General features: G+C 71.2%; 17 protein-coding genes and 1 tRNA gene. 7 read left to right on the top strand and 11 right to left on the bottom strand.

Annotated elements, in window-relative coordinates:
- Positions 1–135: 135 nt before the first annotated feature.
- Positions 136–2022, bottom strand: coding sequence for a glycoside hydrolase family 15 protein (locus AB0937_RS18995; protein ID WP_366713045.1), 1887 nt, complete (start codon positions 2020–2022; stop codon positions 136–138).
- A gap of 167 nt (positions 2023–2189) precedes the next feature.
- Between AB0937_RS18995 and AB0937_RS18990 the strand changes: the two genes are divergently transcribed.
- Positions 2190–3821, top strand: a complete 1632-nt coding sequence (locus AB0937_RS18990; protein ID WP_366713043.1) for a flippase — start codon at positions 2190–2192, stop codon at positions 3819–3821.
- 25 nt (positions 3822–3846) lie between these two features.
- Here the strand turns inward: AB0937_RS18990 and AB0937_RS18985 are convergent, their stop codons facing one another.
- On the bottom strand, positions 3847–4953 hold the full coding sequence (locus tag AB0937_RS18985; RefSeq protein WP_366713042.1) for a GNAT family N-acetyltransferase: 1107 nt from the start codon (positions 4951–4953) through the stop codon (positions 3847–3849).
- Positions 4954–5205: 252 nt separating this feature from the next.
- Between AB0937_RS18985 and AB0937_RS18980 the strand changes: the two genes are divergently transcribed.
- Positions 5206–6291 (top strand): GNAT family N-acetyltransferase, encoded by a 1086-nt coding sequence (locus AB0937_RS18980; RefSeq protein ID WP_366713041.1) that lies wholly within the window; start codon positions 5206–5208, stop codon positions 6289–6291.
- A 22-nt stretch (positions 6292–6313) separates the two neighbouring features.
- Here AB0937_RS18980 and AB0937_RS18975 read toward each other — a convergent pair whose 3' ends face one another.
- A complete protein-coding gene (locus tag AB0937_RS18975; RefSeq protein WP_366713039.1) occupies positions 6314–7657 on the bottom strand; it encodes a UDP-glucose/GDP-mannose dehydrogenase family protein in 1344 nt (447 codons plus the stop codon).
- A gap of 44 nt (positions 7658–7701) precedes the next feature.
- Positions 7702–9003 carry a sugar transferase gene (locus tag AB0937_RS18970; protein WP_366713038.1) on the bottom strand — a complete coding sequence of 434 codons (1302 nt, stop codon included), beginning with the start codon at positions 9001–9003 and terminating at the stop codon, positions 7702–7704.
- A gap of 233 nt (positions 9004–9236) precedes the next feature.
- Here AB0937_RS18970 and AB0937_RS18965 point away from each other — a divergent pair, with 233 nt between their 5' ends.
- On the top strand, positions 9237–10463 hold the full coding sequence (locus tag AB0937_RS18965) for a glycosyltransferase (protein ID WP_366713037.1): 1227 nt from the start codon (positions 9237–9239) through the stop codon (positions 10461–10463).
- On the opposite strand, the gene AB0937_RS18960 is transcribed toward AB0937_RS18965, so the two are convergent.
- The 4 genes from AB0937_RS18960 to AB0937_RS18945 are packed head-to-tail and all read right to left on the bottom strand — an operon-like array spanning position 10396 to position 15404.
- A complete protein-coding gene (locus AB0937_RS18960) occupies positions 10396–11163 on the bottom strand; it encodes a polysaccharide deacetylase family protein (RefSeq protein WP_366713035.1) in 768 nt (255 codons plus the stop codon). The two genes, AB0937_RS18965 and AB0937_RS18960, sit on opposite strands and share 68 nt — an antisense overlap.
- The gene (locus AB0937_RS18955) at positions 11160–11843 is read right to left on the bottom strand and encodes a hypothetical protein (protein WP_366713034.1); all 684 of its coding nucleotides are present in this window, start codon (positions 11841–11843) and stop codon (positions 11160–11162) included. Before AB0937_RS18955 ends, AB0937_RS18960 begins: the two co-directional genes overlap by 4 nt.
- A gap of 10 nt (positions 11844–11853) precedes the next feature.
- A complete protein-coding gene (locus tag AB0937_RS18950) occupies positions 11854–13257 on the bottom strand; it encodes an O-antigen ligase family protein (protein ID WP_366713033.1) in 1404 nt (467 codons plus the stop codon).
- Positions 13257–15404, bottom strand: coding sequence for a glycosyltransferase (locus tag AB0937_RS18945; protein ID WP_366713032.1), 2148 nt, complete (start codon positions 15402–15404; stop codon positions 13257–13259). Before AB0937_RS18945 ends, AB0937_RS18950 begins: the two co-directional genes overlap by 1 nt.
- 343 nt (positions 15405–15747) lie before the next feature.
- On the opposite strand from AB0937_RS18945, the gene AB0937_RS18940 reads away from it, so the two are divergent.
- Positions 15748–16470, top strand: coding sequence for a TetR family transcriptional regulator (locus AB0937_RS18940; protein WP_366713030.1), 723 nt, complete (start codon positions 15748–15750; stop codon positions 16468–16470).
- A 96-nt stretch (positions 16471–16566) separates the two neighbouring features.
- On the opposite strand, the gene AB0937_RS18935 is transcribed toward AB0937_RS18940, so the two are convergent.
- A tRNA-Pro gene (locus tag AB0937_RS18935) sits at positions 16567–16640 on the bottom strand.
- A gap of 98 nt (positions 16641–16738) precedes the next feature.
- Here AB0937_RS18935 and AB0937_RS18930 point away from each other — a divergent pair.
- Both AB0937_RS18930 and cobF read left to right on the top strand, forming a co-directional pair.
- Entirely contained in the window at positions 16739–17278 is a 540-nt protein-coding gene (locus AB0937_RS18930; protein ID WP_366713029.1) for a DUF309 domain-containing protein, read from the top strand.
- 315 nt (positions 17279–17593) lie between these two features.
- Complete coding sequence (gene cobF / locus AB0937_RS18925) at positions 17594–18364, top strand: precorrin-6A synthase (deacetylating) (protein ID WP_366713027.1); 771 nt, start codon at positions 17594–17596, stop codon at positions 18362–18364.
- Positions 18365–18605: 241 nt separating this feature from the next.
- On the opposite strand, the gene AB0937_RS18920 is transcribed toward cobF, so the two are convergent.
- Complete coding sequence (locus AB0937_RS18920; RefSeq protein ID WP_366713026.1) at positions 18606–19346, bottom strand: cobalt-precorrin-6A reductase; 741 nt, start codon at positions 19344–19346, stop codon at positions 18606–18608.
- Between the two features lie 156 nt (positions 19347–19502).
- Here AB0937_RS18920 and AB0937_RS18915 point away from each other — a divergent pair, with 156 nt between their 5' ends.
- Positions 19503–20303 (top strand): HAD-IIA family hydrolase, encoded by an 801-nt coding sequence (locus tag AB0937_RS18915; RefSeq protein WP_366713024.1) that lies wholly within the window; start codon positions 19503–19505, stop codon positions 20301–20303.
- Here the strand turns inward: AB0937_RS18915 and AB0937_RS18910 are convergent.
- The gene (locus AB0937_RS18910) at positions 20289–21062 is read right to left on the bottom strand and encodes a sulfite exporter TauE/SafE family protein (RefSeq protein ID WP_366713022.1); all 774 of its coding nucleotides are present in this window, start codon (positions 21060–21062) and stop codon (positions 20289–20291) included. The two genes, AB0937_RS18915 and AB0937_RS18910, sit on opposite strands and share 15 nt — an antisense overlap.
- Positions 21063–21122: the final 60 nt, after the last annotated feature.

Below are 21122 nucleotides of genomic sequence, written 5' to 3'. Positions count from 1 at the left end.
TCGCGCGACTGAACGGAGGGCTACCTGTCCACCTCCATGGATGCCTGCGTCGACGGCCACGTGGTGCGGAGGGCGACTGAGCCACCGGGCGACTGGCGGGCGACCGAACGGAGGGCGGCCCGCTCGGCGAGCCGGTCAGCCGCCGACCGGCACCACGGCGCCACGCGAAGGCCCACCAGCGCCTCGGCGCTGCACGCTAGGCGCCGGTTGCGCGGGGCCGTCTCGCCACGACGGGGTCTCACCCGACGCCGGTGACAGCGCGAACGCCGTCTCCACCAGTGCGACATGGCTGAACGCCTTCGGCGCGTTGCCCAGTTGCCGGCCCGCGTCCGGGTCCCACTGCTCGGCGAGCAGCCCCACGTCGTTGCGGATGGCGAGGACGCGCTCGAAGGCCTCGCGAGCCTCCTGCGGACGACCGGTCGAGGCGAGGGCGTCGGCGTACCACAGGGAGCACGAGACGAAGGTCCCCTCATGGCCGGGCATGCCGTCCGACGCCCCCCGGCGGCCCTGGCCGTACCGGCGCATGAATCCTCCGTGCCCGAGCCTGCGCATGGCACGGACGGTGCCGAGCACCCGTTCGTCCCGGGGCGGGAGAAAGCCGAGCCGGGGCATGAGCAGGGCGGAGGCGTCCAGGGCCGACGAGCCGTACGACTGCACGAAGGACCCCTGGGTGGTGTCCCAGCCCTCCCGGCAGACCTGCCGGCGCGCCTCTTCCCGCATGGCCCGCCACTCACCGGAGGAGCCGTTGCGGCCGAGCAGTTCACCCATGCGCAGGGCGCGGTCCGCGGCCACCCATGCCATCACCTTGGAGTGCACGAACTGTTTCCGCGGTCCCCGTACCTGCCAGAGTCCGAGGTCGGGTTCGCGCCAGTGCCGGTAGAGGAACCCCATCAGCGCTTCGACCAGGTCCCACACATGAGCCGGCATAGCGATCCCGGCCCGCAGCGAGTGCCAGAGCGTGTCGATGACCTCGCCGTACACGTCCAGCTGGAAGGAACGCACCCCGGAGGTCCCGAACCGCACCGGCCGGGAGTCCTCGTAGCCCGGCAGCCACGGCGCCTCGGTCTCCGGCAGCAGCCGCTGTCCTTTGACGCCGTACACGGTCTGCAGATCGGCGGGGTCACCCGCGATGGCGCGCACCAGCCAGTCCAGCCAGGCCGTGGCCTCCTCCCGGTAACCACTGCGCAGCAGGCACGACAGGGTCCGTGTGGAGTCGTTCAGCCAGCAGAACCGGTCGTCCCAGTTGCGCTCCCCTCCGATGGTGCCGGGGAGCGAGGTGGTCGGCGCGGCCACGATGCCGCCCGTGGGGGCGTAGGTAAGCGCCTTGAGCGTGATGAGGGAGCGCACCACGGCGTCCCGCCATGGCCCCTCGTACCGGCACTGGCCGGTCCAGCGCCGCCAGAAGCCGGCGGTCTCCTTCAGCGCGGTCTCGGCCGGGACGGACAGCGGCTCGGGCGGGCCGGGCCTGTGGGAGGGTGACCACACCAGCGTCAGCGCCACGCGCCGGCCCGCCGGAACGGTGAAGTACCGGATCGTGGCCTCCTCACCGCCTTCGACCCGCTCCGGAGTGTCACCACTCAGCCAGACGGCGTCCGGTCCGGCGACCGCGACGGTGCAGTGTCCGACCTCGCGGACCCACGGCACCACGCGGCCCTGGTGGAAGCGCAGGCGCAGTTCGCTGCGCACGGTCACGTTCCCCGACAGCCCCTCGATCACCCGCACGAGACACGGCAGCCCCGCACGGGGCGGCATGAAGTCCGTGACCCGCACGGCCCCGGTGGCCGTCTGCCACACGGAGTCCAGAACCAGGGTGTCGGGGCGGTAGGCGCGGCGGGTGCAGGGGCCGCCGGAGACGGGGGCGATCCGCCAGAACCCGTTGTTCTCGGAGCCGAGCAGCGCGGCCAGACAGGCCGGTGAGTCGAAGCGAGGCAGACACAGCCAGTCGATCGCCCCGTCCCGGCCGACCATGGCAGCGGCCTCCAGATCACTGAGGAGTGCGTAGTCCTCGATCGGTGCGCTCATGATCGGTGCCTCCGTCCCCGGGGACCGGCCCCGTGGGACTCCCGTTTAAGGGACGTATGTTTACGTCGTATATTTACAATCTTCTCCCTACCGTCGGCCGGGGTCAACCCCGTTCCGGCGCCGCCCTCCGTCCATTGGCACGCCCGCGCGGTGTGAGTGACGATGAAATGGATCAGCCCTTCAGGGACATGGCAGGAGTGCTGCACATTGAGCAGCTTGCACGTGCGCCGAACGGGTCCCGGGTCGGCGGCGGCGCCGTCGTGAAGACCCGGCACCGCCCGGTCCGTTCCCGTTTCGGCAGGCTTCACAAGCCGAACGGCACCGCGGCCGAGCCCGGGGACCGTGCCGAGCCCACCAGCGGGACGGTACGCACCGCCCGCACCATCGTGGTGCTCGGCGTCACCGAGGTCATCGGCAAGCTGTCCATGGTGCTGGTGGTCATCGGCGCGGCCCGGCTGCTCGGAGTAGCGGACTTCGGCGTCTTCGCCTACGCCCTGGCCGTGGGCGCGCTGGCCACGACTGTCCCCCTGTGGGGCTACGACACGATCGTGGTGCAGCGGGCCAGCGCCGCACCGGAGCGCCTGCGGGCGCTGCTCGCCGAGCTTCTGGTCATGCGAACCGGCCTGGTCGCACTGGTCTTCGCGATCATCTGCGGGGCGCTCGTACTCTCCCGGCCCTCCGACAGCGACACGGCCCTGGCGGGACTGATCGTGGTCGCCGCCGTCCTGCTGGACACCTTCACGGAGGCCTACCGGTCCGCCGCGGCAGCCCAGCAGCGGCAGAACACCATCGCCGTCGTTCACCTGATGCAGCGCCTGCTGACCGCGGCCTGGGTGCTGACCGCTTTGCTGCTGGACACCGGTCTCATGGGACTGGCCGTCGCCTACTTCGCCGGGACGGCGGTGGGCCCGGTGGCCGCCATGCTGCTGATCCGGCGCCAGGGGACGCGTGCCGACTGGAGTGCCGTATCGGTCGGGTCACTCGTCCGGCTCAACCGCGGAACCTGGATGATCGGCCTGGAGTCCATCGTCGCGATGGCTCTGTTCAGGCTGGACACGCTGTTCCTCGGCTGGCTCGCGGGCAACCGGGTGGTCGGCCTCTACGCCGCGCCCTACCGTCTGCTCGAGACGGCCGTGTTCGTCTGCTGGGTCGTGAGCCGGGCGGTCTTCCCCTTGATGGCCTCCGATCCGAGGCCGCATCGCGTGCGCCGTCACACCGAGCGTGGCATCGGTGTACTGGCAGCCGTGTTCATCCCCTACATGACGGTGCTGTTGTGCCGGGGGCACGACGTGCTGCTGCTGCTCTACGGCGAGCAGTTCGCCGACGCCGGCACGGACACGCTGCGCTGGCTCGCACCGGCGCCTCTGCTGTTCGGCATCGCCTACCTACTCAGCGACGCACTGACCGCGGCCGGCCCGACCCTGCGTGCGCTCACCGGAGCGGTGACGGCCCTGGTGGTCAACGTGGTGCTCAATCTTGCCCTCATCCCCCACTACGGCGGAGTCGCCGCGGCGTTCACGACGTCGTGCTCGTACGCGGTCGCAGCCGTCGTGCTGATCCTTCTCGGTCCCGCGAGAATCGGGCGCCCCCGGCTGACCCGAACCGTCCTGCCGGCCGTCGTGGCCTCCGGTCTCGCAGCGGGTCCGCTGCTGGCCCCCTGGCCACTCGCACCGGCTCTGCTCGCCGCCGCGGTGGTCTACGTGTCCTGCTGGGCGGCCATCGCACGACGCCTCGATCCCGAACAGATCCAGGTTCTACGCCAGATGTTCAGAAGGCGCAGTGTTCAGAAGGCGCAGTAGCGAATGACCGACGCCGGGCGGGGAGTCAGGCAGCCGACGGCCGGCGGAGCCGCTCCACGGCCCCTGCCGCCTTGACGGCGACGTGGTGGACCCTCGGGTGGGAGCGGACCACCTCGCGAGCGGTACGGTCCGACGCCGTCCAAGCCCGCCACAGTGCCGCCCTGGGTGTGCGCCGGGCCACATACCCCTCGGTCAGGCTCAGATCCGCTGTCTTGAGTTCCTGCTTGTGGCGCTCGGTCCCCTTGCCCAGGTCGATACGGACGATGCCCAGATCCGCGGCGGCCTCGGCGACCTTGAATGACAGCACCACTCCGGGCGAGTACCAGGCGAACCGTGTGTCATAGGCGGGGAACCAGCAGGCGAGCACCTGACGAGACCGCAACTCGTAACGCATGGCGACGAGTTCCTCGCCCGCGTACAGCGCGGACAGGACGCCCGAGCAGGAGTCGGAGGGCAGGTCGAAGAGCTCCCGGAGGATCGCTCGGAACCACTCCTGGGAGAGGAGGTTCCGGCGAATCCCCTTCGCCTGCAGCTGGGCGGACTTCCAGCGGATCAGGGTTTCGAGGAGAGCGGGGTCGGGTGTGTGGAAGACCAGACGGACCGGACCTACTTCGCGGCTCAGCTTTCGCTCCTTTCTCCGCGCCGCTTTGAGGGGTTTGCGCCGAAGGTCTTCCAGACGTGCGAGGTACGCGCGGTGATCGCCGTTCAATTCCATGATGGGTGAAGAGGCTCGCCCGCGAGGCGTACCCGAGTCTTCGAAGGGAATCTGTCCCGCGGCCAGGTGGTCGTACTCCCAGACCGAGAGATCGCATGCCCGCAGCAGTTCCTGAGGGTCCCAGTCGAGACCCGGCTCGTGAATCAGGCCCTGGCAGTCGCAGAATCCCGAGCCGATGGGTTTGCCGGAGCCGAAGGCGTGCCGCTCGAAGGGGAAGAACCCCACGGTACGCGGGCCGTCCGGGGCCGGGACGGTCAGCCGGGCCACCCTGGCGTTGGCGCGCTGCCGCCCCACCGCCCTGGTGAACTCCGGCGAGAAGAAGGGATTGGCCAGCGCCAGGTCTGCTTGCTGCATGGCGTGCCACGCGCTGATGTCGGCAGTGGTCAGTTCGTCGGGCCGGAGGACCGTGACGTCCATCGCGATCACCTCAGTAGGACAACGACTGCACGACACGACGTGAACCAGTCTAAGTTCCCTTTTCTCTTTCCAGCCAGGTGAGCCTTCAGCAAAGATTCATCGCCTGCATTCCGGGAGCTTCCCCCCGCTGTTCGATCAAGGCCGGGCAGATCCTTCTCGGCGCTTCACCGAGATGCCCGCCTGTTCTGCCCGCCCTAAACTCGAAACGTGGGCACAGGTGGGTCCCCTCCGCGAACGAGGCGGGAGAAGGCTGTGAGCGGATCTGCTGCACTCCTGATCGACACGCGAGCCGGTCCTGTGCGGGTCACCACCCCGGCGCCACGTGAGACCTGGTGGGAACTGGCCGAGCAAGACCCGGCAACCCAGGTCACCCAGCTTCCCGTGTGGCTCGACTGCATCTGCGCGACTGGACCGTACCGCGACGCCAGTCGCCTCTACGAGTTCGAGAACGGGAGGCAGTTCGTGCTCCCCCTGGCGGGCAGGCGGAAGCGCCCGCAGTGGCTGGGCGAGGAGGAGTCCTGGCCGGGCGAGTGGGGCATCGGGGGGCCGGTGTGCCGGGGAAGTGTCGGGTCGGCGGAAGCCGAGGCGTTGTTCGACGACCTGGCGCGCCGGCCGGCCAACCGAGTCGGTGTGTGGTTCCGCCCCGGGAACGACGACGTGTGGGCGCGCACCGCCCCCGACAGCTTCCGCCTCGACCAGCACACCGCGCATGTGCTGAACCTCGAGGGCGGGTTCGACACGGTGTGGGAACGTCGGTTCCACCAAGGGGTGCGGCGCGGAGTCCGCCAGGCCGAGCGCTGCGACATCGAGGTCGAGGTGGACCGCACCGGCCGTCTGGCCCCGGAGTTCTACCACCTGTTCGAGCTGTCGATCCCGCGCTGGGCCGGCCAGCAGAACGAACCGCTGGCGCTGGCCCGTCGGCGCAGAACGCGCGTCTTCCCCCCGCGCAGACTGGAGACGGTCGCAGCCCGGCTCGGGGAAGACTGCGCGATCTACATGGCTCGGCATGCCGGGGAACCCGCCGCGGCGATCGTCGTCCTGCGCCACGGCAACCACGCCCTGTACTGGCGCGGCGCCATGAACCGGGAACTGGCTCATCCGATCAGGGCCAATCACCTGTTGCACAGGTTGGCGATCGAGGACGCGTGCGCCGCCGGTTGTCTGCAGTACGACATGGGGACCTCGCGCGAGGGGACGACCCTGCGCAGATTCAAGGACAGCTTCGGAACGGAGAGCACCGCGGCTCCGCGGTACTTCCGCGAGCGGCTTCCCACGTCCGTCCCCAGACGGGGGCTCTGGTGGGCCGTCAGGCGGACGATTCGCTTCAAGCCGGTCTGACACACCGCCACCTGCCGGGTTCTCACCACGCTCCGTCGGGTGGATCGCCGGGCGACGGCCGTCCGAAGGCCCGGAATGTCCATCCCGAGGACCGCCATCTCGCCGCGTCAAGGGTGTGGCGTGCGTCGAGGATCACCGGTCTGCGCACCACCGCGGCGAGTTCGGCCGGATCGATCGCGCCGTACTCGGGCCATGCGGTGAGATGCAGGACGACGTCCGCCTCCTCGCATGTCTTCGGTACGTCCAAGGTGAACTGCAATCCGGGAAGGGCCGCGCGGCCGCGATCGGCGGCCTCCGGGTCGTGCACGCGTACCCGCGCTCCCTGGCAGCGGATGCCGTCGGCAACCGCGAGGGCCGGCGAGTCACGCACGTCGTCGCTGCCGGGTTTGAAGGCCGCGCCCAGTACGGCGACATTCCGGCCGGAGAAGGATCCACCGGTGAGTTGCTCCGCCAGGGTGATGGTGCGCAGGCGCTGGCGCATGTTGATCTCGTCGACCTCGCGCAGGAATCCCACCGACGTGCCGAGCCCAAGTTCCTCGGCCCGGGCGACGAGGGCCCGGATGTCCTTGGGCAGACAACTGCCTCCGAATCCGAGTCCCGGCTGCAGGAACGGGCGCCCGATCCGCGGGTCCCGGCCGACGGCCTCCGCCAGGGTCACCACGTCGGCGCCCATGGCGTCGCACAGTTCCGCCATCGCGTTGATGAACGAGATCTTCGTCGCCAGGAAGGAGTTCGCCGCGAGCTTGACCAGCTCGGCGGTGGCCAGATCGGTGCTGATGAAGGGCACGCCCGCGTGCACCATGGGCGCGTAGATCTCTCGCAGCGTCGCATCCGCCCGAGGGGACACGACACCGGCCACCAGGCGCTCGGGCCGGAGGGTGTCGTGCACGGCGAAGCCCTCACGCAGGAACTCGGGGTTCCAGGCGATCTCGGCGTGCGGTGCGACCCGGCCCAGCCGGTCCGCCAGTCGCGTCGCGGTTCCCACCGGCACGGTCGACTTCCCCACGACCAGGCACCAACCCTGCTGTTCGCGCAGGTGGGCAGCCAGTTCATCCATGACGCCGTCGACGAAACGCAAGTCGGCGGCGTGGGAGCCGGGCTGCTGCGGAGTTCCCACGCAGACGAAGTGCGTACGGGCGAACCGGGCCGCGTCGGCAAGGGAACGGGTGAAGCGAAGACGGCCCGACTTCAGGTTCCTGTTGAGCAATCCGTGCAGACCCGGTTCGTAGAAGGGCACTGTGCCCCTGGACAGGGCCGCGATCCGGTCGGCATCACGATCGACACCGAGGACCTCGTGCCCCATGTCCGCCATGCACGCGGCATGTACGAGCCCGACGTATCCGGTTCCTATGACTGTCAGCCGCATGGGAACCCTCCATCACCACATACGTTCGCGAGAAATGAACACACTTAGTAGGCACCGGTGCCACGCACCACCGCACGGGCCGTGCGCAGCAGGATCTTCATGTCGAGTGCGGGGGACCAGTTCTCGACATAACTGAGGTCGAGGCGAAGGCTCTCCTCCCGCGAGAGGCTGCAACGGCCGCTCACCTGCCAGAGTCCGGTCATCCCCGGCTTCACCAGCAATCTGCGCTTCATCATCTCCGTGTAGGCGCTGGGCTTCGCCGACAACGGCCTGGGACCGACGAGCGACATCTGACCCATCGCGACGTTGAACAGCTGCGGAAGTTCGTCCAGTGAATACCGGCGCAGAACCGAGCCCACCCTGGTCACTCGGGGATCATCGGCGACCTTGAAATACAGACCGTCACGCCTGCGGTCGAGCGCGATCAGTTCAGCTTTGCGTGCCTCCGCGTCCCGCTGCATCGTACGGAGTTTGATCACCGTGAAGGCCCGGCCGTCGAGCCCGAGCCGCCGCTGGCGGAAGAACGCCGGGCCCGGACTGTCCAGGCGCACCAGGATCGCGAGGGCGACCAGGAGCGGGGAGAGGAGCACGAGGCCCACGCCCGCCAGGATCCGATCGGACAGGGCTTTGGGTATGCGCGCCACCCGGGAGAGATTGGGCACCCGCACGCGCAACAGCGGCATTCCCGCGACCGCCATGACGCTGATGCGCGCCGGAGCGACGTCAGGGAGAGCCGGGGCCACCATCAGCTCGACGTCTTCGCCCCGCAGACTCCAGGCCAGTTCTCGCAACGCCTCGGCGCCCAGATCGGGGTGCGGCAGGGTCAGAACGGCGTCCGGTTCGCATCGGCGTGCCGTACGGAGGACGTCCTCCATTCCGAACACCGGCACACCGAGCGAGGTGACCTCGTCGGCGCGGGCCGGATCCGTCAGGCACGCCGCCACGACCCGGAGACCGCACGGAGTGTCCCGGTGCAGTCGGGTGATCAGTTCGGCCGCCGGACGGGCGGGCCCGACCAGCAGGATGAGCGGGGCCTGCCGCCGCCCGGCGCGGGCGGGCAGCATCCGCCCGCGCCGGCCCTCGTGGAGCAGGAACGCAAGCAGGACGGTGATCGTCGCGGCGAACAGCACCACACGGAGCAGCGGCCCCGAGGCGAGGAACCCTGCGACCGCTCCCACCGCGATCACGATCACACCGAGTGCCCGCGGCGCGGCCTGCGGAAGCCGGCGCCTCCTCGCCCGCCCCCGCCGCGTGTCCCCGTCCCCCCCGTGCGGCGGGCGGGTGCGGGGGCGATGCCGGATTCCTGGCGGAGCGGGGTGCCGGGCGGTGAGAGCGGTCCTGGACATGGCGGTCATGCCTCCTGCGGAGCCTGGTGCAGCCCCATATCGCAAGCGACAGGGCGTACGTTTACGTCATATACGTACACCTTAGCCCAAGGGGCCCATACCTCGCTACACTGCACATATACACAGTAAACGGACACTTAAAAATCTTGCTGGGGAGCTCTGGCGCCGTGTCGACGACCCGCTTCGGATCAGATCAGCCCCACGGCCGTGCACACGGTCGAGGGCGTCACCGCATGACCGTTCTGCACGTGGCACAGTCCAGCGGAGGTGGCGTGTCACGTGTGGTGGCTAGCCTTGCGGCCGGCCAACTCTCCTCTGGCGACCGAGTCGTCGTCGCCTGCCTCCCGGACAGCGGACTCTCCACCGCGGCCGCGCGGTGCGGGGCCGAGGTGCTGGCCTGGCGGGCTGTGCGGGAACCGGGCCACGAGCTCCCCCGCGAGGTACGGGATCTGTATCGGCTCATCGACTCCGTCCGTCCCGACCTCGTGCACCTGCACAGCTCCAAGGCGGGTCTGGCCGGCCGCCTCGCCGTGCGCGGCCGGCTCCCCACCGTCTTCCAGCCCCACGCCTGGTCCTTCAACGCGGTCAGCGGTGGCCTGCGGGTCGCCTCCATCCGCTGGGAGAGAGCAGGGGCTCGATGGGCACACCAGGTGGTCTGCGTCAGTGAGGCCGAACGCGCCCAGGGCGTCGCGGCCGGAGTCGAGGCGCCCTACACGGTGATCCCGAACGGCATCGACCTCGACCGCTTCGGCCTCACGGAGCCCGCCGCGCGCGAGAGTGCCAGGCTGCGGCTGGGCATGGCTCCGGCCGATCCGCTCGCTGTCTGCGTGGGACGACTGTGCCGTCAGAAGGGGCAGGACATTCTGCTGAGCGCCTGGCAGGACATCGGCGACCGGGTTCCCGGAGCACGACTGGTCCTGGTCGGCGACGGGCCGTACCGCGAGCTGCTCGGGCACGGGGCGCCCCCCGACGTCGTCTTCACCGGAGAGGTCGGGGATCCCCGGGACTGGTACCTCGCGGCGGACCTCGTGGTCCTGCCCTCCCGGTGGGAGGGCATGGCACTGGCCCCGCTGGAAGCCATGGCTTCCGGCCGCGCCGTGGTCGTGACCGACGTGCCCGGGGCGCTCGAGTCGCTGCCCCCGGGCCGGACCGGGCGCATGCTGGTTCCGCGTGGCGACTCCCGGGCCCTCGCCGACGCCGTGACGGGCCTGCTGCCTGATCGCGCAGCCTGCGACGACCTCGGCGCGCAGGGACGTGCCCATGTACGACGGCACCACGATGTGCGCTCCATGCTGGAGCGCACCCAGGCCGCATACGAGGCCGCCCGGACCGCCCAGGGCTCTGCCGCTGCCCGCGGACGTGCGTCCCGGACCGGAGCGCGACGGACCCCCGTCAGTTCCGTTCGGCGCGGCCGATCAGGGAGTGCAGAGCCGGGCGCAGCGCGGGAACTCGACCGGTGACCCGACGCATGGCCGGGTAGCCGCGCAGGGTCTTGATCCGAAACGTCGTGTCCGTGTCGGTGGAGTTGACGTCGACGCGGGGGACGGCATACCTCCCACCGCCGCGATGGGTGCTGAAAGCGATCTCGAAACCGGCCTCGGCGACCGCTCGACGGGCCGTGGCGTCGTGCTCCCCGTAGGGATAGGCGAATGCGCGCGGGCGGCGGCCGGTGAGGTCGCGCAGGGCCCCGGCCGCGTCCACTACGTTGCGGACGAGGGTGGTGGGGTCCGCCGCCGCCAGACAGCTGTGGTCCCAACCGTGGCACTCCACATCCAGTCCGGCACCGACCAGTCTCGCCACGTCTTCGGCGTCGAGGAGTGCCTCGTCGGACATCTCCGTCATCCACCGGGACCTGCCGCCCAGCAGGCCGCTGAGCACGAAGACGGTGGCGGGCACGTTGAGTTCCCGCAGGATCGGCAGCCCTTCCTCCACCATCGCCCGGTACCCGTCGTCGAAGGTCACCAGCACGCTCCGCCGCGGGACGGTCCGGTGCAGATACGCATCCAGGGTCACCGGCGTCCAGCCGCGCCGGAGCAGAGCGGTGAGCTGCCCGCGGAGCCGGTCCGGTGAGACGAAGAGATGGAAAGGGTCCTCCTGGCCACTGCGTCGGCCGACCCCGTGGTACATCAGCACCAGGGGGCCCTTTCTCGACGCGATCATGTCTCCTTCCCCGCTCGGCGGCCGAGCTGCCGGACAGTGAAGCCGACCCAGCCCGCCACCAGCAGGGCCGCGGCCACGACGACGACACGGAGCAGTGTGCGGGACGGTTTGAGCTGTGCAGCCGTGGGATCGGCCCGAGCGGTGATCTCCCCTGCGATCAGCCGGTCGTTGCCCGCCGCCCGGTTGACCGTGTTCGCGATCGAGTTCGCCGCCACGGCGGCCTGGCGGGCGTTCGCGAGCGAGACGGAGATGTTGAGGTTGCCGGTGTTCGGCTCCACGGTGGCGGACAACGTGTCGCGAAGTTGCTTGGGCGTCACCCCGGCGGTGCCGGCGGCAGAATCCACGGTGGCCGTCGCGCCTGCCACCACCGAGTACTTGTTGGCGATCAGTTCGACCACGTCCGCGTCGACGACGTTCAGCGAGCGGGGGGCGAAGGAGATCGTGCTGGTCGCCGAATAACGGGTGGGCAATTGCTCGATGACCACGAGACCGGCGCCGAGCACGATCAGGCCCGCCAGCAGCGCCGCCAGCAGTCCGCGCCGGCGCGGGCTGCCGGAGCTCAGAAAGCGCGCCGGGCCGGACTGGGACGGTGCCGCGGCTTCGTCCCGATCGGCAGTGTCCGACCCCGTCCCGGTTCGTGACGCCGTACCACCGGATACTCTGGCTTGCCTAGCTCTCATTTCTTCCGCCTCAGGATGTGTGGGTAGCAGTCCGGCGCGTTCGTGCGCACGCCGCCAGAAGACCGATGAACAGCCACGTCATGGTCGCGATGATGGGATTGCGCAGGGGGTAATCGACCACACCGTGGCCCAGGACGGCGGCCAGCGCGGCGGCCGAGCCCGCGGACACCATGCGCACCGTCGGGTCGCCGCCGCGCTCTCCCGGCGCACCGCGATTTCGCAGCGCCGCCGCCGCACCGACACCGGCCGCGGTGACGAGCAGGGTCACGCCCAGGACTCCCTGCTCCGCGCCCACGGCGAGAAACAGATTGTGAGCGTGCGCCTCTCCCTTGGCAGCCGGTACGTGGGTGACGCCCTGCTGGGCGGCCCACGAATAGGAGGCGGGTCCGCTCCCCAGGAGCGGGCGCTCGGACATCTGGACCACGGCCTCGGATCTCGCGGCCGGCCGCTCGTCGTACGGATTGCCCGGGCCGCCGAACACGGACAGCAGCCGTTGGGCGATGACCGGCGGGTTCACCGACGGAACGACCACCAGCAGCGCCAAGCCGATGGTGAGCACCGTGGCCAGCCAGAGCAGTGCCGGACGCGCCTCGCGCAGCAGTACGGCGAGGACCAGGAGCCCCACGACCGTGCCGATCCAGGCCCCGCGGGAGAGGCTCAGGAGCAGGGCCGTCAGGGCCAGCAGCGCCGCCACCACGCACAGTGCGACGAGCCAGGAACGGCGCTGACGCCGAGTCAAGATGATCATGGCGAAGCTGAAACAGAAGACCATCGCCGCGCACAGACCCAACTCGTTGGGCTGCGCGAAGACTCCCACCGGCCGGTTGCCGACCACCGCGGCGTCACTGCTCACCACCTCGAAGTCGGGCATCTTGGTCACGGCCGTCACACACAGCAGTGCCCCGCCGAGGCAGAGGGCCAGGGCGAGCACCAGCAGGTCGGAGCGGTCGGCCGTGGCCATGACGATGGCTGCCGCCAACAGCAGTCCGACGACGTACGCGAAGTCCTGCCGCAGCGCACGGCTCGGATCGACGCCGAAGATCGTGGACAGCAAGGCAGCCGTGACCAGAAGGGCCATGACGGCGAGCAGTGGCGACCAGCCGATGGGCCGTCCGCGTCCGCACAACCGAGCCGTCACGACGATCACCACTGCGCCCAGGGCGAGCAGCCGTACAAGCGGAATCCCCAGCGGCAGATCGATGTCTCCTGACACCAGAAGGACGGCGACCACGGCCAGGGCCAGGACCGGCCGATAGACGGCGATGACGGCCACGGTGACGAGCACCGGCACCCCGAGCAGAAGAACGAAACTGAGGGGCACACTCTGCCCGGACACCCAGACGCCGACAGCCACGAGGGTGAGGGCGAGGGCGCCGTACACGCCTCGGAGGTCGATGGCCTTCTTCTGCTCCATCAAGGGCCGTCCGTGTCCGCAGCGGGCGCTGTGGCCCGACCGGCCCTCAGTCGTGCGGCCAGTCCGTGTACCGTGCCGGCCGCCTTGGCAAGATCGCGTACCACCACGACCAGGGGGATGACAGGCAAGGACGCCCACTGGCGTTCGCGGATGGCCCGCACTGCCGGCAGCGACAGGTAGACGACGGCCGCGGCCACTGTGACGCGTCGGCCGTGGGGAGTTCGCACGGCGGCCGCGGCGGCGGGGTAGGCCATCGCTCTCGGGATGTCACGCGCGATCAGGCGGGGATCGGCCGAGCGCCCGCCGCCCTGGCCATAACGGAAGTACATCCGGGCCGTCTTGCGCAGAGTCGGATGCTGTTTCCAGACCACTACCGCGGAGGCGACGACCACGGCCCGATGGCCGGCCGCGATGACGCTCTGCCCGAAGGCTATGTCCTCGGCCGACGTGAGCTCTTCGCGGAAGCCCTTGGCGGCCTGCCACGCCTCGCGGGTGAAGGCCATCGAACGGCCCGGGGGTCTTGCCGCGTCGAAGGCCCGTCCGAGAAACCGGGAGTACACACGGGTCCATGGCCCCGGGTGACGCGCTTCCTCGGGCAGCGGAGACCCCACCAGTGCCATGGCCTTGTCGAGAATGCCGTGACCTCGCACCCGGTAGACGCCGGCGAGGAGGCCGGCGGGGTCCGGCTCGGCCCACGCCGCGCGCAGCCTGGCCAGCCAGTCGGGGGCGGGGTCGCACCCCGCATCGGTACAGGCGATCAGCGGGTGCCGGGCGGCGCGGACACCGGCGTTGCGAGAAGCCGGGAGGCCCTGGTGAGGGAGCGCCAGGAGGCGCACACGCGCGTCCTCGTCCGCCCAGGCGGCGACTCGATCAGCCGTGTCGTCCGTGGAACCGTCGTCCACCACCACGAGTTCGTCGCCGTCCTCGGTGAGTTGTGGCAGGAGGAGGCCGAGGAGTCGGTCGACGTCCTCTCCCTCGTTCCAGAAGCACGTCAGGACGGATACCGGCGCCGTCCCGCTCAGTCCCGCGCCGGGCAGGCGGGCTGCTTCGGACAGAGTCTGCGCGAGCAGCGCGGCACAGGGAGCCGCGCTCGGATGAGAGGTGGCACGAGAGCGTCCTGCCCTGCCCATCGCAGCACGAGCTGCCGGATCCTCCAGGTGGTGCAACGCATCGGCCACGTCGACGGGTTGCGCGGGCGGCACCGTGATCCCGGCACGTTGGCCCGACCCGTCGATCCGGTCGGCGACGGGACCGGGCGCCGTCGCGATCACGGGGACGCCGGACACCATCGCCTCGAGCCCGACCGCGCCGAAGCTCTCCTGCTCCGGCCCGCTCCCGTACGGCTTGGTCAGCACGGCGACCGCGTCGGCGGCGGGCAGGAGCCGCCACGCGTCCGGCACCCAGCCGGTGAAGTCCACCCGGTCGGCGACGCCCAGGTCCTCCGCCAGTGTCGCGAGACGCCTGTGTTCGTCCGGTGCGGCCGGGTCTTCCGGACCGATCACGGCCAGCCGCCAACGGGATCCGCCCGGTTGGGCGAGAGCCGTGACGGCGTCGTCCAAGCCCTTGTACCCGACCAGCCGTGCCGCCATGACCAGCAACAGCTCGTCCCGGTGGAGCCTCACCCCTCGCCGGACGAGTTCCTCACGTGCGGTGTCCCGGGGCAGAGCTCCCCGCCCCGGAGCGGGGAAAGGGACGAGGGTCGCCTTGGGGTGCCGTGAGTCGGCGAGCAAGGCGGCCTCGGTGGCCACGCAGGCCTCGGTCAGGGCGGCGAGCGACGTCATGACGGGGCCGTCGAACGAGTGGTCGTGCTTGGCCCAGACGCACCGGACTCCCGCGAGCCACGCGGCTGGAGCGGCCACCACCGCGGCCTTGACCCCGTTGGCCAGGACGACGTCGGGGCGACTGCTGCGCAGCAGTCGTGTCAGCCACACTGCTGCGCCTGCCACGGCGCCGCCGGACGCGCCGGTCGGGCGTACGACACAGGGAATGCCCCGGCGGGTGAACTCCTCGCGCAGCGGCCCGTCGGCGAGCATCACGACCTCCGGCGCGAGCCGGTCGGTGGCGTCCAGCAGGGAGAGCAGCCACAGCTCGGAACCACCCAGGACACCCGCAGGGGCCACGACGGTGACGCGCAGCGGCTCGATCATGTGCTCCTCCTCGGCATGAGGATTCCGCGCAGGACGGGCACCTGTTCCGGACCGGCGCATGACGCTACGAGCGCATACGCAGAATTGCCGATTATCCTGACGCCGAGCTCCGTGATGGCAAGAAAAAGAAAACGGAAAAAGAGGCGGGAACTCCTCGGCGGGGAGCCCTTCATCAATCCTTACTCACACCGCTCGGGCGTGCCAACCGATGGCAGCCGTCCTGAGTACGGGCCTCGAGCTGCTGCGCCAGAGCCGCACATGTGCGGTGCCCCCGCATATCTTTACGTTGCGGAAAACGGATACCGACCCCGCATCACCGGGTCGACGTGAAGGAGGCACGCGCATGGCGAATGGCTCAGGGGCGAGCCCGGCTCGACGCGCCAGCGATCGCGGGCGCTACGGCAGGCTCAACCGGGAACGGGTACTGGCCGCCGCCCTGGAACTGGTGGATCGCGAAGGCCTCTCGGCTCTGAGCATGCGACGGCTGGGTGCCGAGCTCGGGGTGGAGGCCATGGCCCTCTACCGGTACGCGGCGAGCAAGGACGCCCTCCTGGACGGTCTGGTGGAGGCTCTGTACCTCGAACTGGAGGAACGGCTCGCCACCGGGGAAGATCCCCATGCCCTCGCCGACGCCCCCGCATGGCGCAACGGCCTCCACCGCATCGCCCGGACGACGTACGACGTCTGCCTCGCCCATCCCCGGGCAGTCCCCCTGCTCGCCACACGCATGCTGGCGGTGCCCCTGGCGCGGCGGCCCTCAGCCGTCCTCCTCAACCACGAACGGGTGCTCGCCCTGCTGAAGGAGGCGGGGTTCGGCGAAGCCACCGCGGCGACCGTCTTCCGGGCCTTCACCGCGTGGCTGCTGGGCTATGTGTCGGTCGAGCTCCAGCCCATGGTGGACAACCCCGAGGAACCCGAGCCGTCCTTCCGCCTCGGACTGCACCGACTTCCGGCCCAGGAACTGCCCACGCTCCGGGCAACGGCCGCGGCACTCGCCGAGCCCGGCGGGCCGGAGGCGCTGGCGGCCGGGCTCGACGGGCTGCTCGACCGGTTCGTCCCGGGCTAGATCACCAGAGCCCCGGGCCGGGTTCAGTGATCGCTTTCGGCTCAGCGACAGGAAAAGGCCCTCACAGGCATATGCCTGTGAGGGCCTTCCGCACCGTCGGGACGACAGGATTTGAACCTGCGACCCCTTGACCCCCAGTCAAGTGCGCTACCAAGCTGCGCCACGTCCCGGTGCGCGCCACCCGCGGTGAGCCGCGTGATCGCGCGAACAGCACCTTACCCCACACCCCTGGCCGCGCCGAAAGCGGGCCGGGCGGGACAATCGGCGTATGGGCAGCACAGGAGAGACCTCCCCGGGCCGGCCGGGCGACGCACGGGACCGCGACCGTGAGGGGCGGGCGCGCAACGCCCGGCCCCGGGACGGACTCGGGCGGCCCCTGCCGTACGGCTCGGACGGTGTGCCCCGGCAGCCCGAGGGCGTCGTCCGTACCCCGGAGGAGACCGTCGCGGAGGCGCAGCGGCTGCTCGACGAGGGCAAGCCGTTCCACGCGCACGAGGTCTTCGAGGACGCGTGGAAGTCGGGGCCCGACCAGGAGCGCGAGTTGTGGCGCGGCCTCGCCCAGCTCGCCGTGGGGCTCACGCACGCCGCCCGGGGCAATCTGACCGGCGGGGCCCGGCTGCTGCGGCGCGGGGCGGGGGCGGCCGAGGCCTGGGCGTCCGGGACGGGGCAGGCACAGCCGCACGGCATCGACGTCGCGAGCGTGGCCGCGTGGGCACGGCAGCTGGCCGGAGAGGTGGAACGGAACGGCCGCTCGGTGGACGCCGGTGCACGGGCCCCACGGCTGCGGAGCGGGGCGGCCGAGTCCTGAGCCTGAGCCCAGGGGCACCGGGCGCCGCACCTCCGGGGCGGGGTGGCGGGGCGGCCAGCCGGCTCGCCGGGCGCCGCGCCTGCGGGGCGGGGTGGCGGGGCGGCCGAGTCCTGAGCCTGAGCCCAGGGACACCGGGCGCCGCACCTCCGGGGCGGGGTGGCGGGGCGGCCAGCCGGGTCGCCGGGCACCGCGCCTGCGGGGCGGGGCGGCCAGCCGGGCCGCGGCAGCCGGTGCCGGGCGCTGTGACCCGGCCCCCGGGACCGGTGGAAGGACCGCGGTGGAAGCGGCCTCACCCCCGTGCGGCAGACTCGGGGCGTGCGAAAGATTCATGTCATCGGTATCGGCGCGGGCGACCCCGACCAGCTCACGCTCCAGGCGGTCCGGGCGCTGCGGAGCACGGACGTGTTCTTCATCCTGGAGAAGGGCGAGGTGAAGGCGGACCTCACGGGGCTGCGCCGGGACATGCTCGACGCGCACGTGCCCGAGGGCACGTACCGCGTCGTCGAGGCGCGTGACCCGGAGCGGGACCGGAGTGCCGGCGGCGCGGCCTACTCCCCCGCCGTCGAGGACTGGCGCAGCGCCCGGGCCGGCATCTACGAGCGGCTGATCGCCGAGGAACTCGGCGAGGAGCAGACCGGCGCGTTCCTGGTGTGGGGCGACCCGTCGCTCTACGACAGCACGCTGGGGATCCTGGAGGAAGTGCTGGGGCGGGGCGCCGTGGTGTTCGAGTACGACGTCGTGCCCGGCATCAGCAGCGTCTCGGCGCTCGTCGCCCGGCACCGCACGGGTCTCAACCGCGTCGCCCGGCCGGTGCAGATCACCACCGGCCGGCGGCTGGCGGAGGGCTTCCCGGAGGGCGTGGACGACGTCGTGGTCATGCTCGACGCCCACCAGACCTTCCGGCAGTACGCGCAGGAGGACGTCGACATCTACTGGGGCGCCTACATCGGCACCCCGGACGAGATCCTCGTCTCCGGCCCGATCGCCGAGGCCGCCCCCCGTATCGAGCGGTTGCGGGCCGAGGCCCGTGAGCGCAAGGGCTGGATCATGGACACGTATCTGCTGCGCCGGCATCCCCGCGACTGACGGGACCGGCAGGTCCATCACCAGGCACCCGTGCGGACGTTCCGGCATGCGCACGTAGATCGCCGCGCGGCGCAGGCTGCCTCCGGGGCTGCTGCTGCCGGTCTTCGAGCGAATGGCCGAGGAGGGCTTGGGCCGACTGACTGGAGGCCCGGCTGGGGCGGGACCTGGTGGAGGACCTGCGCCATGGGCTGCCGCGCAGCGGGGAGAAGTCCCTCGCGGCCGCCGGCTCGGTATGAGCGCCCTACCCGAGCCCCAGCCGTTCCAGCACGCCCTGCGCATCGGGTACGGCCGTGACACCGCCCGGCAGCGGCGGCCGCCGTACGACGACCACCGGCAGTCCGAGGTCCCGGGCCGCCGTCAGTTTGGCCGCCGTGGCCGCTCCCCCGCTGTCCTTGGTCACCAGGGCGTCGACGCGGTGCTCGCGCAGCAGGGCGGTCTCACCGGGGACGGTGAACGGGCCGCGTGCGAGCAGCACTTGGGTGTCGGGCGGCATCGGCGGCTCGGGGGGATCCACCGACCTCACGACGAAGTGGAGGTCCGTCAGATGGGCGAAGCAGGCAAGGCCGAGGCGCCCGGTGGTGAGGAACACCCGGCGGCCGAGACGCGGGAGCAGGTCCGCGGCGGCGTCCAGGGACGGGACCGCGTGCCAGTGGTCCCCGGGGCCGGGCCGCCACCCGGGGCGGCGCAGCACCACCGCTGGTACGCCGGTCTCCCGCGCGGCGTCGGCGGCGTTGGCCGTGATCGCCTCGGCGAAGGGGTGCGTGGCGTCGACGAGCGCGTCCACGCCTTCCGCCCGCAGCCACCGGGCCAGTCCCCGGGCCCCGCCGAAGCCCCCGACGCGCACTTCCCCGTCCAGTGCCCCGGGCCTGGTCACGCGCCCGGCGAGGGACGTCGTCACGCGGACGCCGGGACGGGTGGACAGCGCCGCGGCCAGGGCACGGGCCTCGGTCGTGCCGCCGAGGATCAGGACGTGAGGGGACACGGCGTCGAGCGTACGAGGTCCGGTGCGGCCGGCGCCGGGGCGGGTACCGGCGGGGAGCGGCAGCGGGACGGTGATCGACCGGCTGCGCGGATCCCGCCGGCGGCTGCGTGACCGGTTCGAGCGGCGCGTCCGGCGCCCGGTGGCTATCGTCCTGGCATGGAGTCCGTGCGTGCCGTGCTCGTGGACATCGACGGGGTGCTCACCGTCTCGTGGCGGCCCTTGCCCGGGGCCGTCGAGGCGTTGCGGGAGGTCCGGGAGGCCGGGTTCGGCGTTCTGCTGGTCACCAACACCACCTCCCGCACCCGGGCTTCGATCGCCGGGACACTGGCGGAGGCCGGGTTCCCCGTGTCGGCCGAGGACATCCTGACCGCGCCCGCCGCCACCGCCGCCTACCTCGCCGAGCACTGTCCCGGCGCCCGCTGCGCGCTGCTGAACAGCGGCGACATCGCCGAGGACCTCGGCGGAGCCGGCATCGTGGAGGCGGGCGACACGGATACCGTGCCGGATGTCGTCCTGGTCGGCGGGGCCGGTCCCGAGTTCGGCTACGCGGCGCTCGACCGGGCCTTCGGGCATCTGCAGCGCGGGGCCCGGCTGGTGGCGATGCACCGCAACCTGTACTGGCGCACGGCCGAGGGACTGCGGCTGGACTCCGGGGCGTTCCTGGCGGGTCTGGAGCGGGCCGCGCGGATGGAGGCCGAGATCACCGGCAAGCCCGCGCGGGCGTTCTTCGACTCGGCGCTCACGCGGCTGGGCGTCGGCGCGCACGAGGCGGTGATGGTCGGCGACGACGTCGAGTCCGATGTGCTGGCGGCACAGCGGGCCGGGCTCACCGGGGTGCTCGTGCGGACCGGGAAGTTCCAGGAGGAGACGCTGCGGGCCGCCGACGGCACGCCCGACCACGTGATCGACTCCTTCGCGGACCTCCCGGCGCTGCTGCGGGGGTCAGCGCAGCAGTAGTTGCAGACCGCCCACGACCGTCGCCGCGATGACGAGCTGCTCGAACAGCCGCTGGTTGATCCGGTGCACGGCCCACTTGCCGAACAGCGCGCCGGGCACGACGAACGTCACGAGCGCGAGGTCGAGCAGGAGCGAGCGGCCGTCGATCAGGCCGAGCCCCGCGCTGAAGGGCAGCTTGGAGACGTTGACGATCAGGAAGAAGAAGGCCGAGGTGCCGAGGAAGCCGAGCTTGCGGAAGCCCGCGGAGAGCAGGTACATCGACATCACGGGGCCTCCCGCGTTGGCGACCATGGTGGTGAAGCCGCCGAGCACACCGTAGGAGCGGGCCTTGATCCGGCCCGACCGGGTCGTGACCGACTCCGGTTCCTCCTCCTTGTCGGCCCTGCGCCGGCGCCACACCGTCACGGCCGCCATCAGCAGCAGGATCGCGCCGATCGAGGTCCGTACGATCGCGTCGTCGGCCCAGAGGAGGAACACCGTGCCGACGACGACGCCCGCGGCGACCGCGGGGAACAGCCGCCACAGCGTGGGCCAGTGAGCGTGCCGCCGGTAGGTGGCGACGGCCAGGAGGTCGCCGGCGATCAGGATGGGCAGCAGCACGCCGGTGGAGGCGCGGGCCGGCAGCACCGCCGCGAAGATGGCGAGGCTGACCGTGTTGGCCCCGCTCACCGCGGTCTTCGAGAAGCCGACGAGCAGGGCCGCGAGGGCGAGGGCGGCGAATTCCCAGCCCGTGATGTGCCAGAGGGTCATGGTGTTCATGCGAACACTGATGCTATGTGCAACGAACGGGTACCCGTAAGCGCTGTCTCGCCTGGTGGG

This window comes from Streptomyces sp. NPDC047880, from assembly GCF_040706515.1.
Lineage (GTDB): Bacteria > Actinomycetota > Actinomycetes > Streptomycetales > Streptomycetaceae > Streptomyces.
This window is presented reverse-complemented; position numbering and strand designations above follow the sequence as displayed.